At 49.9% G+C, this 15402-nt stretch carries 13 protein-coding genes, 1 pseudogene and 1 other annotated feature; of the genes and pseudogenes, 2 read left to right on the forward strand and 12 right to left on the reverse strand.

The features are described 5' to 3' along the window. Window positions 1-136: 136 nt before the first annotated feature. Window positions 137-418 (reverse strand) — a binding site (T-box leader). A 176-nt stretch (window positions 419-594) separates the two neighbouring features. Together GI364_RS16050 and GI364_RS16055 are read right to left on the reverse strand one after the other, a co-directional pair. Next, window positions 595-1575: an aldo/keto reductase gene (locus GI364_RS16050; protein WP_198850250.1), complete on the reverse strand. Its 981-nt coding sequence runs from the start codon at window positions 1573-1575 to the stop codon at window positions 595-597. Window positions 1576-2514: 939 nt separating this feature from the next. Then, window positions 2515-3426: a DMT family transporter gene (locus GI364_RS16055; protein WP_198850251.1), complete on the reverse strand. Its 912-nt coding sequence runs from the start codon at window positions 3424-3426 to the stop codon at window positions 2515-2517. Window positions 3427-3653: 227 nt separating this feature from the next. Between GI364_RS16055 and GI364_RS16060 the strand changes: the two genes are divergently transcribed. After that, window positions 3654-5003 carry an MFS transporter gene (locus tag GI364_RS16060; RefSeq protein WP_198850252.1) on the forward strand — a complete coding sequence of 450 codons (1350 nt, stop codon included), beginning with the start codon at window positions 3654-3656 and terminating at the stop codon, window positions 5001-5003. Window positions 5004-5117: 114 nt separating this feature from the next. Next, window positions 5118-5870 (forward strand): PIG-L deacetylase family protein, encoded by a 753-nt coding sequence (locus GI364_RS16065; RefSeq protein ID WP_198850253.1) that lies wholly within the window; start codon window positions 5118-5120, stop codon window positions 5868-5870. Window positions 5871-5903: 33 nt separating this feature from the next. On the opposite strand, the gene GI364_RS16070 is transcribed toward GI364_RS16065, so the two are convergent. The 10 genes and pseudogenes from GI364_RS16070 to GI364_RS16115 form a co-directional block, all read right to left on the reverse strand. Continuing rightward, window positions 5904-7226 (reverse strand): GH1 family beta-glucosidase, encoded by a 1323-nt coding sequence (locus GI364_RS16070; protein WP_198850254.1) that lies wholly within the window; start codon window positions 7224-7226, stop codon window positions 5904-5906. A 48-nt stretch (window positions 7227-7274) separates the two neighbouring features. Next, complete coding sequence (locus GI364_RS16075) at window positions 7275-8615, reverse strand: 6-phospho-beta-glucosidase (RefSeq protein WP_304503163.1); 1341 nt, start codon at window positions 8613-8615, stop codon at window positions 7275-7277. A gap of 62 nt (window positions 8616-8677) precedes the next feature. Beyond that, window positions 8678-9655, reverse strand: a complete 978-nt coding sequence (locus GI364_RS16080) for an N-acetylglucosamine kinase (protein WP_198850255.1) — start codon at window positions 9653-9655, stop codon at window positions 8678-8680. 200 nt (window positions 9656-9855) lie between these two features. Next, window positions 9856-10245, reverse strand: a complete 390-nt coding sequence (locus GI364_RS16085) for a hypothetical protein (protein WP_198850256.1) — start codon at window positions 10243-10245, stop codon at window positions 9856-9858. A gap of 335 nt (window positions 10246-10580) precedes the next feature. Beyond that, complete coding sequence (locus GI364_RS16090) at window positions 10581-10865, reverse strand: ferredoxin family protein (RefSeq protein ID WP_233095830.1); 285 nt, start codon at window positions 10863-10865, stop codon at window positions 10581-10583. Further along, complete coding sequence (locus GI364_RS16095; protein WP_198850258.1) at window positions 10862-12163, reverse strand: FAD-dependent oxidoreductase; 1302 nt, start codon at window positions 12161-12163, stop codon at window positions 10862-10864. The genes GI364_RS16090 and GI364_RS16095 overlap by 4 nt, the downstream gene beginning before the upstream one ends. Before the next feature lie 30 nt (window positions 12164-12193). Continuing rightward, on the reverse strand, window positions 12194-13270 hold the full coding sequence (locus GI364_RS16100) for an electron transfer flavoprotein subunit alpha/FixB family protein (protein WP_370541790.1): 1077 nt from the start codon (window positions 13268-13270) through the stop codon (window positions 12194-12196). A 3-nt stretch (window positions 13271-13273) separates the two neighbouring features. Continuing rightward, window positions 13274-14113: an electron transfer flavoprotein subunit beta/FixA family protein gene (locus tag GI364_RS16105; RefSeq protein WP_198850259.1), complete on the reverse strand. Its 840-nt coding sequence runs from the start codon at window positions 14111-14113 to the stop codon at window positions 13274-13276. 434 nt (window positions 14114-14547) lie between these two features. Further along, window positions 14548-14712: pseudogene (locus GI364_RS25460) on the reverse strand (helix-turn-helix domain-containing protein); the annotation flags it as partial. A 217-nt stretch (window positions 14713-14929) separates the two neighbouring features. After that, window positions 14930-15163, reverse strand: coding sequence for a hypothetical protein (locus GI364_RS16115; protein ID WP_198850261.1), 234 nt, complete (start codon window positions 15161-15163; stop codon window positions 14930-14932). Window positions 15164-15402: the final 239 nt, after the last annotated feature.

Genomic DNA, 15402 nt, shown 5'->3' on the forward strand with positions numbered 1-15402 from the left:
GAAGGGCTCCATCTTGAAGTGAGTGTAACTCACCTTGTAACGCCGCTACGTCCACAATTGATCCTCCTTCTGTTCTGTCAGGTGATGAGCGAGAAGCCATTGAATCTCAGCCATCCAAAATAAAAAGCAATTCGTCAAAAGGGACGAATTGCTCGCGGTACCACCCTCATTGGTTCAGACGCGACTTTGAATTTTAGTGCGGTCTGAACCCACTCAGCTCCAAGATAACGGCTTGGCATCCGGTCGAACCTACTCGCGTAAGACCATAGTGAGAACACTTCCGTTGTTCTCCTACATTGCTTTCAGTACGACAGCTCCAGGGTGAACTTCCCAAACTCGCTCCATAGTCAGCTTTCAGTCAAGGCTGACCTCTCTGTCATGGACGCTGCTTTGGTACTCTCCCTTTCTTCGCCATTCACTTTACACCGATTCCGTTACAAACCTGCTCCGTTACAACGTAATCCGTTGCAACCTGCTCCGTTGTTCCGTTGCTCCGTCGCATTCTATGCGAAAGTATACAGAATGCAGCGTCCATCTGCAAGCAGCGGCAGGCAGTGCCACTGACTGGCTCCTGATTTTGCGGCCAAACCGACCCTAGTATGGGCCGCGAATCTCGTCTTTGACCTTCTCGTTGTAAAAATCGTTAAGCTTTGCCTTCTCCGATTCAGAGAAGGAAACAACCTTGGTTGCGCCCAAATTATCCTCTACTTGCTGTAAATTCTTAAACCCCGGAATTGCACAAGTGACTTCCGGCACGTCAAGAATCCAACGCAGTGCGGCACGCGTCATTGTGTCGCGATTTGAGGAGATCCAATCCAGTTCCTGTGCCAGTTGCACTCCCGTTTCAAAGGGAAGGCCCGCAAACGTTTCGCCGACATTAAACGCTTGTCCATCCCGGTTAAAGTTGCGGTGGTCATCTTCTTCAAATTGGTGTTTCGCAGTAAATTTTCCGGTCAGAAGACCGCTGGCAAGAGGAACCCGTGCCAAGATACCTACTCTGCGCGCTGCAGCTTTGGGAAACAGTTCTTGCATGGGCTTTTGCCGGAAGATGTTGAATATCACCTGTAACGCCTGTACTCCCGGGTAACGCAACGCTGCCAGACCTTCATCAACTGTCTCAACACTGACGCCGTAAGCCCGGATTTTTCCTTCCTGCTGAAGAGCGTCCAAAACTTCAAATACTTCGCCTCTCTCAATCACCCACTTCGGAGGGCAGTGAATCTGGTACAAATCAATTTGCTCGCGCTGCAATCGCTGCAGACTTCCATCGCAGAATTTCCGCACTGCGTCTTTCGAGTATGTATCTTCGCTCTCAATATCTGCGCCACGGCAGAACTTGCTGGCAATATAGATGTCATCCCGTCCTCGTGTCGCCTGTGCAAGCAGTTCCTCAGCGTGCCCGTCACCATAGACATCCGCTGTATCGAAAAAGTTGACGCCTTCATCCATAGCGGCCGCTAATGCCCTTAACGACTCCTTGTCATTGACTGAGCCCCAGGCGCCGCCAATCGCCCATGTTCCAAAGCTGAGCTCACTGACCTTAATTCCAGTCCGGCCAAGGCTGCGATATTCCATATCTGTACACTCCTTTATCTCGTCGTATAGCTGCTTATAGTGTAACAGGTCAATTATCGGCTTACCATTAACTTAACACCATCTTAGCACTATCTTAGCGCCATACCGCCAAGCCCGACCCGCGGATGGGCCGGGAGATCAGCGGGATGGAAGGAAGAAACCAGCGGTAATTCCTAATAACCAACTGAGATTGAAGTTACACCCTAATGATGGAATGAATTTGTCAGACGCTACCACGGACAGAGTGGGTGCAGAGGCGGTGCAGGCGCCTGCGCCGTCGGTTAGTGATCCTTTTGCTCCCTATTACAACACCCGCCACATGATAGTGATCGATTCGATCACTATCACCAACAGGCCGTCTACAATAGAGATCCCGTTGCTCCCTAACACCCACCCTCCATTGTGCCTCCCCCCACATTAGTGCCCTTTTATGACACTAATGCCTCGGCCAAGGGGGCATTAGGGATCCTTGCGATCCCTATCGCACCCCCTCTCCGACAATAGGGATCTTTCGAGGCACTAATTGCCAGCCCAGCCACCGCAGGCAATGCGTTCGAACGAAAAAATGAGTGGTAAACTGCCATTAGTCAACTGAAATTGAAGTTACACCCTAATGATGGAATGAATTTGGCAGCCGCTGTGACGGACAAAGTGGGTGCAGAGTCGGTGCAGGCGCCTGCGCCGTCGGTTAGTGATCCTTTTGCTCCCTATTACAACACCCGCCACATGATAGTGATCGATTCGATCACTATCACCAACAGGCCGTCTACAATAGGGATCCCGTTGCTCCCTAACACCCACGCTCCATTGTGCCTCCCCCACATTAGTGTCCATTTATGACACTAATGCCTCGGCCAAGGGGGCATTAGGGATCCTTGCGATCCCTATCGCACCGCCTCTCCGCCAATAGGGATCTTTCGAGGCACTAACCACCCTAACCTAGGCCGAAATGTTCGGTTGTTGAGGGGGGGCCTTGTCGCGTGCCTGCTGGCGTCCGAGAAAAATTGCCAAGAGTATTAGAACGGCGCCGATATAAAAACTGAAACTCGGCCGAGTGCCGACCATTACGACTGACAAGACCACACCAAAGACGGGTTGCAGATACAAAAACAGCGCCGCCACAGAGACTTGAATCCGCTGAAGAACCAACATCCACAACAGATAGGCGGCACCTGTGGATATGATGGCTAGATAAAGCAGACTCATCCAGTCAGCACTTGTCATTTGCTGGGGGATTTTTGCGCCAGTGAAGAACCAGGCCGGGACGCTGACCAAAAAACCTGTTAGTAGCGTACCCGCTGCCCCGGCCGAAGCGGGTACGCGTTCAATCAGCCGTCGAGAAAAAGCGTTATAAAATCCATAAAATGACACAGCCATCAACAGCAGTAAATCTCCTGTAAGATACCCTGTTTTACCCGGACGCGGAAAATCAGCGATTGCCCAAGCGCCAAGAAAGGCAATGAAGAGAGCCAGTCGCCGTCTCCACGGCACTCTCTCATGCAACATCACCGCTGCAACAATCGCAGTAAACAACGGTTCCATTGAAATCGATATCGCTGCAAGAGCCGGTGTTGAAAGAGCCAGTCCTTTCGTTTCCAAGTATACGGGAACTGTAAAGCCCAGCCCCCCTAACAAAAATGCTAGACCCACTGAAGTCTTATCCCAGCGGTTGTCCTTTGGCAGACGAAGAAACGGAACTAGAATCAGAGCGCCTGTCCCCAGTCGAACCATGGTTAAAAACATTGGCGGAATGTGTTTCGTGGCAATCGCTGTTGCGGGAAAACTTCCTGACCAAATCAGATTCGCAATCAATACGGCAATGATTCCAAACGCTTGCGTCGAACGGATCATGTAATCCTCCTGCTGGCTGTTAGCTGCTGGCTGCGTGCTGAAGCTCTTTCCAAAGCACATTGACATTTATCTGAACTGAAAGGAATTTATCTGCATTGGCGCGAATATACGCCATTATATAAAAACTCACAGCATCGGATTTGCTCGTACCATCTAAGTCACATACATCTAAGTCACATACACCTCAAGTCACATAGATGTTACGAACACACCAAAGGAGACCGAGTATGAAAGAAACTGGAAAGATTATTTCTTACACCAGCGGTTCCATCCCTGCTAACCTGGTCAGTCTCGCGTTTGCTACATATGTGCAGTTCTATTATACAGATTACCTGCAAGGAAGCCCGGAATGGATTGGTGTTGCGGCAACCATACAGGCCATCTACGCAACACTGCTGTATCCGTTTTTAGGCTACTTGTCAGACCGCACAACTTCTCGTTGGGGCCGGCGTGTCCCCTTCATTGTGTATGGCGCGGTCCCTCTGGGAATTGCGTTTATGCTTGTTTGGCTGGCGCCCTTTAAACCAACACACGTTCTGCTATTCACAGGTTATTTCTTCGTTACTTCCATCCTGTACGATACACTGTTTAATTTGACGATGGTGAATTGGTCCGCGCTGTTTCCCGAACTCTTCAAGTCCTCCCAAAGACGTGCTTATGCATCCGCTTGGAAGCAGATGTTTGGTATTCTGGGTTTAATTGCAGGTCTGGCATTGCCTCGAATGATTTCATCTGCTATCGGCTGGCCCTTGATGGGGGTAGTCTTTGGAATCCTCAGCATCGCAACGCTTCTTACCACGTTTCCGAGCATGGAGTTAAAGCGGAGAAGAGAAGAACAGCGAAACGCGACGCAGGTCCAGCCTGCGGAAATCGCGCTGCCCGTAATGAAGGCGCTTAAATACACTCTGGTGAATCGCTCGTTCATTACTTTTGTCGGTATGCGGTTTTTCGTACAATTCGCGTTTACCATGCTGACGGCAGACCTTTCCTACTACGCCAAATACAACTTGCACTTGTCCGGTACACAGCAGTCGCTGATTTTACTGGGAACCTTAGCCGTCGCATTGCCCCTAGTCTACGTTTGGGGCTTCATTGTACCTCGCTTAGGGGCATTTACCACAACAATTATAGCTGTTTGTCTGTTTGCTCTGGCCCTCATACCGTTTATTTTTGCAACCACATTTTTAGGAGCTGTGTTAAGCGGACTTCTGCTCGGTGTCGGTCTGTCCGGAATTCTCATGCTGACGGACGTACTCATATCTGACGTTATTGATGAAGATGAATTGCACACAGGACGGCGAAGGGAGGGCATGTTTTACAGCATTCACGGCGTTATCGTCGGCTTGGGAACACCCTTGCAGGCTGCTGTGACGGCGTTTGTTCTGGTCATGACGGGATACAAGGCTGACAGTGTCCAATCTGCGTCAGCACTGTGGGGATTTCGACTGATGATTACCGCCATCCCGTTTGTGGCAATCGTCATGGGAATTGCCTTTTTTATTGGCTACCCGTTGCGAAAACAGCGCGTAAAGGCGGTGCAGGAAGAACTTAGCCAGTCCCAATCACTGCCAAGTTAGCTTGTTGCGACTCTTTTCAGACCAGCAGACCAGCGTTGCAAGAGACGTCACAGTGCTAAAATAATCAATGGTATTTAAACCACGTCTGATTCGACTAGAAAGGAAGTAGAAAAGATGAACCTGGATTCCTTGTCAGCGTTAATGCCAATTCCAAATTTGCTTGACGCTAAAAAAGTGCTGTGTATTCAACCTCACCCTGACGATATAGACGTTGCCTCGGGCGGAACCGTCGCTCGACTCGCTCTTCAGGGAGCGGACATTACCTACCTTACCGTAACAGATGGAAGTGCCGGCTCCACCACAGCAACGGACGAGAAGAAACTAGCTGCAACTCGGCGTGCAGAGCAGACTAGAGCAGGGGATATCCTCGGTGTGAAAAACTACATCTGGCTTGACTATCCGGACAAGGACTATATCCATCTAGACGCCTTGCAGTCCGACTTGATTTCCGCCATTCGCAGCCTGCAACCAGACACAGTCATCACCGTTGACCCGTGGTTGCCCTACGAGGCGCACCCTGCACATCGAAACGTCGGACTCGCCGCAGCAGCGGCTGTCCTGTTCAGCGGAATGGGGAACATTGACGCGCAGGCTCAAGCAGAACCTTATTCTGTTCAGGCCATTGCATTCGGATTTACCTCCAAGCCCAATACCATCATTGATGTGGCTGACGTCTGGGACAAAAAGGTAGCCGCTGTTCAAGCCCATTACAGTCAATTTCCGGAGACTATCTGGCCTTTTTATTCGCAGTACCTCTCGGCAAAAGCAAAACAGTACGGCAGTTCCGTTCAAACCAGTGAGGGAGAGGCATTAAAAGTGTTTACGCCCATGCACCTGCACTGTAACGTCGATGCGGCAGACATGTAAGCAGAGGTAAGGACACCGACCCGTCATCTCAAGTCATTTGAGATGACGGGTAGTAATAACATCCCTGTACCAGTTGGCACTGGCCTTAGGAAAACGTTCTTGTGTTTCGTAATCAACGTAGTAGAGTCCAAACCTCTTCGAATACCCTTTCGCCCACTCAAAATTATCCATCAGTGACCACACGAAATATCCACGGACATCTACTCCGTCTGCCCTTGCATGCAGAACCTCGGCCAAGTGGCTGCGAATATACGCAATGCGCTTTGGGTCGTCGATAACCCCGGCATTCAGATGATCCTCAAACGCGGCTCCGTTTTCCGTGATGTAAATTGGCAGCGGACCATAATCAGCTGCAACTCTGGTTATCACTTCATACAGACCTTTTGCATCAACTCCCCACCCCATGTCTGTGCGCTCATCGCCTGATTCAAACATCGCAAATCCGGTCAGGGGATTGTCAGGGTCATTCCGAACGAAAACAGAGTGGTAGTAATTAACACCAAGGAAGTCTATGGGAAGAGAAATGATGTCCGTGTCACCTTGACGGGTAACCTGATGGATGCCAAGTTGGTGAAGCAGGTCTGGATAATTGCCTCTTAAGACCGGATTCAAAAACCATCGGTTTAGAAGCACGTCTGCCTTCACAGCGGCACTCGTGTCATCCGCTGTCTGTGACGCGGGTCGAACTTGCGTCAGCACATTTGTCAAGCCGATTTTGGCGTTGTCCAGACCAGACTCGCGAAATGCCTGGACAGCCGTACCGTGCGCGAGCAGAAGATGATGGGAGGCTGCCAGCGCTGAACTGTAGTCCTGAACACCTGGAGCATGTTCTCCTGTAACGTGTCCGAGGACACTGCTGCACCAGGGTTCGTTCAGCGTAATGAACAGTTGCACACTCTCGCCGAGACGATGAAATACAGCATCAGCGTATTCCGCAAATCGGAAAGCAGTATCCCGGTTCATCCAGCCTCCATTATCCTGCAACTTCTGCGGCAGGTCCCAATGATACAACGTCACAACAGGACGAATACTGGCCTCCTGCAAACCTTCCAGAATACGCCTGTAGAAATCTACACCGTCCGTGTTAATGCGGCCTGATCCATTTGGAAATAAGCGGGGCCACGAAATTGAGAAACGGTATGCATCAAGGCCCAAGTCTTTCATCAAAGCGATGTCTGATTCATATCGGTGATAATGGTCACAGGCGACATCACCTGTATCCCCACGGTCTGTTGTGCCGGGCTGGTGACTAAAAACATCCCAAATCGAAGTGCCGCGCCCGCCCTCTTTGGCACCCCCTTCAATTTGATATGCCGCCGTAGCTGCCCCAAGCCAAAAGTCTGCTGGAATCTCCATCAACAACTTCCTCCCTCTCAGAAAACTGTTACAGTGAGTGGTTGCCTGTCATTGGAACTGTTGAAGCCATTGTCCGTGAGCGTCAAGAAGTGCCTGTAGCAGCTTCTTCGCGACAGCAAAGGACGGTACTAGCGGATGAATTGTAAGGGCGTTCAAAGCAGATGTCGTATCACCCGTTACTGCTGCTTGCACTGTCAAATCCTCATACGCCTTTACGACTTGTAACAGCCCGCGGATTGCCGGAGACACAGGTTGACTGAGCTGCACCGGATGCGCTCCACCCGAATCAATGACACAGTTTACCTCGACCGTCGAGTCGTCAGGTAAGAACGGAATGACCCCATTGTTTTGGACATTGACTGTCTGGATGTCACGCCGATTCTGGTGAATAGATGTCATCAAATTCACGGCCACCAATGAGTAGTAAGCCCCGCCCCGTTGTTCAAGCTCCTTGGGCTTCTCCGTCAAGTTTTCGTCTTGGTAACGCTCAAACAACTCTCGTTCAATTTTTTGGACCACTTGACCTCTTGTACCCGTACTCTCATAGTCTTTCTGCAATTCGACCAAAACTTCGTCTGCCATGTAGTAGTAACGCAAATAGCTGCAGGGTATTGCACCCAGGCTTTGAAGCAACTCTTGGTCCCATGCTAAATCAGGAATGTTCGCAACGTCACCGTCTGTTCCGGTAGAGAGCAGATTAAGTATGTCTTGTGTTCTGTCAACACCTTGCACCAACACTTTTGTGATCCAGTGCAAGTGATTAATTCCAATTGTTTCTGTATTTACTTCCTCTGGCTTTACATTCAGCATTTTTGCAATCTGCATCTGTGTATTAATGGGGAGATTACATAGTCCAATGCACTTCACATTCGTGTACTGTTGCACAGCCTGAGTAACAATGCCTGCCGGGTTGGTAAAGTTGAGTAAGAAGGCCTCCGGTGCAAGTTCTTCAATGTCTGCGCAGACATCGAGGATGACGGGGATCGTGCGAAGAGCATTGGAAAATCCTCCAGCTCCCGTTGTCTCCTGCCCAATGCAGCCATACCGGAGAGGAATTTGCTCGTCTATCACACGCGCTTGCAATTGGCCCACGCGCAGTTGTGTTGTAACAAAGTCTGCACCAAGGATGGCTTCTCGACGATTCAGAGTCGAAGAGATTTGAATTGGAACTCCCGCTGTTGCAACCATCCTTTGAGCAAGAGCCGTAACCGTCTCCAATTTTGATTTGCCTTCATCTACATCCACCAGTACAACTTCTTTAACAGGAAACTCGGAGTAGTTTTGAATCAAGCCGTCAATGAACTCGGGAGTGTAGGATGAACCGCCGCCGATTACTGCAACCTTGATTGATTGTCGAGACACGTCTTCACTCCTCTTCTTCATCTCCATAGTCACTCTTCTCCATCTCCATGGCCACTCTTGTCCTTGCGTGGTCTCCTTTAGTCCCAAGCCTAATGCTTATTGAGAATATCCGAAACCCTGTCCCAAGCTGGCGACAAGCCGTTCAAACCAACGCTGTCGCAGGCTGTCATTAGTGCCCCCATTACAGGAGAGAAAGTCGGAATGCGGAGGTCAGCGTTTGGAATGCTTTGTGTGACCACACTCTCCAATTTTGCCAACAAGTCTTTGTTCCGTCCGCTCTGCACTATCGATCCCGTTAGCACAACAGGCACGACCACCCCCGCCGGCCACCCGCCCAGCTTTCGAAAAACGGCGACGGCCGCGTTCCCCAACTCGAGACCCATATTTTGAAGAAGTGAGATGGACACAACGTCTCCCTGGTCAGCTGCGCTATGCACAATTTCCGCTAGACTGGCGGGAACCGTTTCCCACCCTTCATCAAGAGCCAATTGAATCAAGTCCATCATGTTGTCTTTCCCAAAGCTGAGTGGTAACAGTTCCGTAAGAAGGGATTTCTCCTCTCTGCCTTCAAAGGACCGAACAGCCGTATGAAACGCGCATCGGGCCAATGCTTCGCCGCCGGCACGGTCACCAAGGAGATAGCCGAATCCGCCGACTTGAATCTCGTTGCCAAATGCATTTCGACCCACAGCATTCGTTCCTGTACCGCACACAATGCCGATTCCATTGCCTTGGTCTGTACCCAAACGCAGACTGCTCCAAGCGTCGCTTGTCAGCCCCCAACGGGCGAATCCCAGATTCTGCAATGGATCTCTCAACAGGTCCATATCTTCCGGTCTGTCTGCGCCAGCCAGACTGTAGTGCACATATGTGACATCTCTCTCACTTTTACCGAGTTTCGCGAGAGCAGTCTGCAAAGCCAAGCCAACGTTAGTTACAGACTGTTGCACGCCGCAAACCTGATGATTGCCGCATCCAGCCGTTGCTTCCGACAAAATCGTGCAGCTGTCGTCACCAATTACAGCTTTGGTCTTGGTGCCCCCTCCATCTACCGCTCCGACTAACATGAAGTTGGCCTCCCCCGAATCCTTCCAAGCTTAAATCCTTCCAATCACCCTTCAATTTGCTTCCAGTATATCACGAGGCATGAAGAGGATTACACCAGGTTGAATATGTGTTTGAATACCTAAAAATTACAAAACGCCGAGTTGCTCACACACACTCGGCGTTTACCCGTTACTCCTATACCCTGTTTTCCTGCGTACCGCTACACAATCTCGACAAAACGTCCGCTCCGTACCTCAAACCCCTTTTCAGAGAACCATTTTTTAAGTTCTTCTATACGCCGGTTCCCCTTTTCAAGAACTTGTGTGTCGGTAATGTGAGGCTCAGTGTTCGTAGAGGTGTCTACCTCCTCTGTGTATTCATAAATCGTGTGTTCAAAATCACTCTGAGCAGTGACAAACAAGGTTAGGGTGACATAGTACACAAATGACAATTCCGTCGCTTGAACCGAATCAAATACATCTATCCGTACCGACGAAATTTCGGATCGCAACATGTCATCCAGAAAATACTCTAAGCAAGAGAATTCAACCTTGTTCCTTGTTCGCACCGCTCTCACATAGCGTTCCTTGTTAGAATGAATTTCCATCATGGCGACCCCTCCTGGTCCGCTTCGGTGCATGACACTTTGAATCTCAGCCCCATTATCAGACGGCCCATGAGGGAGCTGTGGTTCACCGAAAGAGTCAACGCGAAATTTCTGAGCTCGCTTCCGTGCTCGCTTCCGTGCTCGCTTCCGTGCTCGTACGGTCCGTTCCGAACTTCCTTACCCCAATTTACTTTTTTACTCTAGTTCATTTACTCTAGTTCAACTCTAGTCACTTACTCCAGTTCATTTACACTGTCTTGATTGCGAAAGCTTGATTGCGAAAGCTTGACTGCGAAAGCTCGACTGCGAAAGCTCGACTGCGAAAGCTCGACTGACGCTTACCCGAACTTGTAGGTAATCCCGTAGCCGCCTTTTGGATACACCCACTCAATGTTACCTGCAGAACAACCAATACGGCATGTTCCGCATTCAATGCAGTTTTCAAATGCCACACTTGTCATACTCTCGTCGTCATGCCACAAGTAGACATCTGCAGGGCAGAAATAGTTGCAGTCCTTCGTTTCACAGTTTGCACAGACATCCTGGTTGCGTATCACCAAATGGGATTTTTCATCCGCCTTGTAACGAATCGCGAATAAACGTTCTTCAATTGACTGGCTCATCCGTTCATCGCCCTCCATCCTTTCATGGCCAAGCGCATGAGTTCCATGTTTCCTCCTGTGGCTTGACGCACTTGCTTAAACACTGCCTTTTGCTTTTCTTTCTTAGGTACTCCATCCGACAGGAAGAAATCATACAGTGCGTTGTTGATAGATTGCGGAAGTTCGCCAAACATCATATCTGCCTTGTCGTCGCTCAGCAGTCCATGTACACCCTTGTATTTCTTCAAGTCCTTGTGAATGATGGACTCACGAACAGCCCTGGTGTATTCAGACAGAGTGTGCAGAGTGAAGTCTCCGCGTTGGTGCGCAAGAACCGCGGTGTCACCCGCCATCTTTCCGGATGTCATTGCCAAGTTGGTACCCTCGCGGTGTACCGCATTGACCATCTGACCGGCGTCGCCGACAATCATCCAACCGTCTCCTGCCACTTTGGGCATCGAGTTAAAGCCGCCTTCTGGAATTAAGTGGCCCGAGTATTCCTTTGCTTCTCCACCTTGAATAAGACGGCGAATCATAGGATGCTGTTTGATACCATCAAGTACTTCATAAGGCTTAATATGTTTCTTTTTCAAATCATTAACCATAACGCCGACACCCAAGGACAGCGTTTCATTGTTGGTGTACAAAAATCCAAGTCCGGCCATACCGTGGGTTTCACCGATTAACTCAATGGTTACACCCTCGCCTTTTTCCAAGTTGAACCTGTCTTCGATAGTCTGCCGAGGCAGAGCAATGACCTCTTTCACGGCAAGAGACACCTCGTCAGGCTGCCATTCTCTATGTGCGAGCAGGGATTTTGCCAACAAAGAATTGACCCCGTCTGCCAAAACAACAATGTTCGCGTACAAATCCCCGTCATCCCTGTCTGTGCGAACACCGACAACCTTGCCTTCTTCCCTCAACAATTCAGTTACAACAGTCTCATAGACCGGGACTGCTCCAGCCTTCACTGCCTTTCCAGCCAACCACGCATCGAATTTAACCCGCAGTCCGGTCCAACAGTTGGGTTCTTTGTACTGTTCATTGCGGTAGCCCATCTTGGCTACACTGTCTTTGCCCAAAAGCCACATATTCTGTTCAATAACGGCTCGCTCCAAAGGTGCTTCCTTCCAAAACTCAGGGATAATCTCATCCAGCGGTTTGCGGTACAACACACCGCCAAAAATGTTCTTGGCGCCAGGGAATTCTCCCCGTTCTATTAATGCCACCTTCAACCCCTGAGTGGCCATGGTATAGGCTGCGATGCTTCCAGCCGGACCTGCGCCAACAATTACTGCGTCAAATCTTTCCTCTGCCATTGTCAACCCACCTCTTTTGGCCTTGCATGTTTAGACCGGATTTGCTACCTGTTTTTGCTTGCGTTCCATCCAAGCAGCCTTTAAGGCAGGTATAACATCCATCCAATCGCCTACAATTCCATAGTTTGCGATTTTGAAAATGGGTGCCTCCGGGTCCTTATTAATAGCAATGATATAGTCTGAGTTCTGCATCCCGACCACATGCTGCACCGCTCCCGATATTCCTACCGCAATATAGAGTTTGGGACGCACCGTCGATCCCGTTTGCCCCACCTGATAAGCGTGATCGATCCAACCGGCATCCGTCGCTGCTCGCGTTGCTGCCACAGTACCGCCCAATTCCTTTGCCATGTCTGAAAGCACGTCAAAACCCTGCGGCCCGCCAATACCTCTGCCGCCAGCAACAATCACCTGAGCGTCTTCCAAATCAACTCTGTCTGTCGCTTCAATGAACTCAAGAACTTCTGTGTCAATGGACTCAGGTTTCAAGACTGGCTGAACCGGAATAATCTCGCCCTTGTGGTCTTTATCAAACGGCAGAGCTTCAAAGGTACCGGATCGAACTGTTGCCATCTGCGGCTTGAATTGCTTGCACAGAATGGTGGCCATCATCTTTTCCGAGAACGCTGGCCGGCTTGCGTGCAACAACCGCTCCTCGTCGACGTCAAGCATCGTTGAGTCAGCCGTCAGCCCTGTGGGCAGGTGAGTGGCAATCGCCCCTGCCAGGTCGCGACCCGTGTACGTTGCACCGTAGAGTACAATCTCCGGTTTGTATTCACGAATGACATTCAGACAAATACGACTGTACGGTCTTGTGCGATAGTTTTTTAATTCCGGCGAATCACACAGATACGCGATGTCCGCACCATAGCCAATGGCTTCTTCGGCAATGTGTCTCACATTGTGACCGATGACCAGAGCCATCAACGGGGCATCGAGTTTCTCTGCCATGCGTTTGGACTCTCCCAGCAATTGCCACGAAACACTCTTAGCTGTTCCGTCTCTCTGCTCCACCACAACCATAATGCCGCGGTATTTTGACCAGTCGATGTCGCCTTCCGGCTGTAATCCAATCATTTTTTTCTTACGCTTTTTGGTTTCTGCCACTTTCTACACTTCCAATCCCCAACCGAGTTTTGTCGGCAGTTCTGTCTCATACAGACGGTCCAGCAGTGTTTCGACAGCTGCCTGGGAAGTTTCTGCCTCAATCATTTCCGTCTCCACCTGTTTCGTCTCAGGAACCCACGTTTTTCCAACGATGGTAGGAGAACCGCTCAGTCCAATTTTTGTACGGTCGAGATCTTCGAAGTCATTTGTCGTCCAGACAATTGGAGAGTAGCGAACACCTTTTAAAATTCCAGGAAGACTTGACCGACGCGGTTTGTTCAACTCAGCTAAAGCCGTGATGAGAACTGGCATTTTAGCCTTGACACGTTCTACCCCGTCTTCCAAGTGTCGATGAACGACAATCTCCTTGGTTTTCGGATCTGCACTCTCCACTTTTTGCACATAGGTCAGTTGGTCCCAATCAAGACGGCAGGCGATTCCAGGCCCAACTTGACCGGTATCTCCATCAAGCGTCTGCTTTCCGGCAAAAATTAAATCTACAGGGCCCCACTCGTCTTCGGCTTTCTGTATTGCCATGGCAAGCACATACGACGTTGCCAGCGTATCCGCGCCAGCAAATGCTCTGTCACTGACCAGAACACCTTCGTCTGCCCCCATCGAAACACACTGCTGAAGTGCCTTGTCCGCGGAAGGCGGGCCCATGCTTATGACAGTAACGCGTGCTCCCAATTCTTCCTTCAGTCGCAGAGCTTCCTCCAAGCCATGCAAATCATAGTAATTTACAATTGCTGGGACTCCTTGCCGTATCAGGGTATTTGTATTGGGATCAATTCGTATTTCGCGGCTGTCAGGAACCTGCTTAATACAAACGACAATATGCACTCGGTCTCACCCCTTCAGTTCAATAGTGAAATGTAAAAATTCTATGACTCGTTACAGACTCACTGTACATCCCTTGCTAACCTATCGGCAGAGCATGACATACTGTATTTTTTTATAATTCGAACTAGTCCGTATGTACTATCTCTGTACAGTTTGAGCTAGTCCAATTTTTCCCTGCGTGCAAAAAATATAAGGTCCTCCACTCCCTTCCGGCACTCTGATTGGTGAACAGAATTTAGGTGTTTCAGCTTTCCTTGCCCACTTCAACCAAAACAGATGCTGATAATAGGATTGAACGGGGGAATGGTGCGGCAGACGGAGTGGAACACTGGAGTGGGGCACTAATGAGGTATGTTGAAGCTAAAGGGAAATGGACCCGCCGAAACCAGCGGGTCCTACAGGCTTCGGAGAAACGTGTTAATGCGTCTGCGACGCCTGCTCCGACGCCGTTCTTTTAAACCTTCGAGTCCATACTTTTCATAACGGTGCTTATAGTCGTAAAACTGTCTTCGTGAAATGCCGTGTTCACGGCACGCTTCGCTTACATTGCCCAAAATTTCTGCCAATTCGAGAATGGAAAGCCGTTCATAGGCTACCAATTCTTCTCGGGTTACGTCATCTCGACTTCTTCGACAAGCCACAATAGGTACCTTTCGGTCCATGTCGAGTACCTCAAGAAACTTGCAGTAGAAGCAAAACTCCATATCCACATACCCGCGTACGGGGCACTCAACATGCCCCTTATACGCACGATGAACCTGCAAGGGATGCTTACGCCGTTTTTCCCGCAGCGGTTCGCGCAAGTCTTCATCAGTATCAGACAATGCCATCACCTGCATCGTTTTCACCTACCGTCGTGCTCACCATGGCATCCACATCGAATTCACCAATGTCTGGTCCCTGCTTTGCGTGCGCGATAAACTCCCTGCGGAGCTTGTCGACGTTGCCTGAGCGCAAGCGAACCATTGGACAGTGTGGCATGGAGCAAATAATGGTGTTTTCGTACCTTCTTCCCCAGACGCAATCAAGACCCTCTTGGCATAAGCTCATGGTGATCACCTCGGCATAGTTTGACTCTAGTGACGTCGCGCCACCGAATACGCTCGCCGCGCCGTCTGAGAGTTACAAAAATTCCTCAATCTTGTACAACCCGCGTACCTGCGCGGATTCGTGTAGGTAAGCTGTTTTCGTTTTCACGAATAGCGTAACTTTTGGCGACGGGAAAGTGCAGACCCAAAATTATCAATCAAGTTTAGTCCATTTGAACTAGTGAAATATACAAATAAGAC

The sequence above is a fragment of the Alicyclobacillus sp. SO9 genome, from assembly GCF_016406125.1.
Taxonomy (GTDB): domain Bacteria; phylum Bacillota; class Bacilli; order Alicyclobacillales; family Alicyclobacillaceae; genus SO9.

What these genes read in the sequence shown, in the direction of transcription:
- GI364_RS16115 (WP_198850261.1), bottom strand. Translation starts at nt 15,163, where the DNA reads ATGAGCTTATGCCAAGAGGGTCTTGATTGCGTCTGGGGAAGAAGGTAC.
- GI364_RS16090 (WP_233095830.1), bottom strand. Translation starts at nt 10,865, where the DNA reads ATGAGCCAGTCAATTGAAGAACGTTTATTCGCGATTCGTTACAAGGCG.
- GI364_RS16095 (WP_198850258.1), bottom strand. Translation starts at nt 12,163, where the DNA reads ATGGCAGAGGAAAGATTTGACGCAGTAATTGTTGGCGCAGGTCCGGCT.
- GI364_RS16070 (WP_198850254.1), bottom strand. Translation starts at nt 7,226, where the DNA reads ATGGAGATTCCAGCAGACTTTTGGCTTGGGGCAGCTACGGCGGCATAT.
- GI364_RS16065 (WP_198850253.1), top strand. Translation starts at nt 5,118, where the DNA reads ATGAACCTGGATTCCTTGTCAGCGTTAATGCCAATTCCAAATTTGCTT.
- GI364_RS16075 (WP_304503163.1), bottom strand. Translation starts at nt 8,615, where the DNA reads ATGGAGATGAAGAAGAGGAGTGAAGACGTGTCTCGACAATCAATCAAG.
- GI364_RS16080 (WP_198850255.1), bottom strand. Translation starts at nt 9,655, where the DNA reads ATGTTAGTCGGAGCGGTAGATGGAGGGGGCACCAAGACCAAAGCTGTA.
- GI364_RS16060 (WP_198850252.1), top strand. Translation starts at nt 3,654, where the DNA reads ATGAAAGAAACTGGAAAGATTATTTCTTACACCAGCGGTTCCATCCCT.
- GI364_RS16055 (WP_198850251.1), bottom strand. Translation starts at nt 3,426, where the DNA reads ATGATCCGTTCGACGCAAGCGTTTGGAATCATTGCCGTATTGATTGCG.
- GI364_RS16085 (WP_198850256.1), bottom strand. Translation starts at nt 10,245, where the DNA reads ATGATGGAAATTCATTCTAACAAGGAACGCTATGTGAGAGCGGTGCGA.
- GI364_RS16050 (WP_198850250.1), bottom strand. Translation starts at nt 1,575, where the DNA reads ATGGAATATCGCAGCCTTGGCCGGACTGGAATTAAGGTCAGTGAGCTC.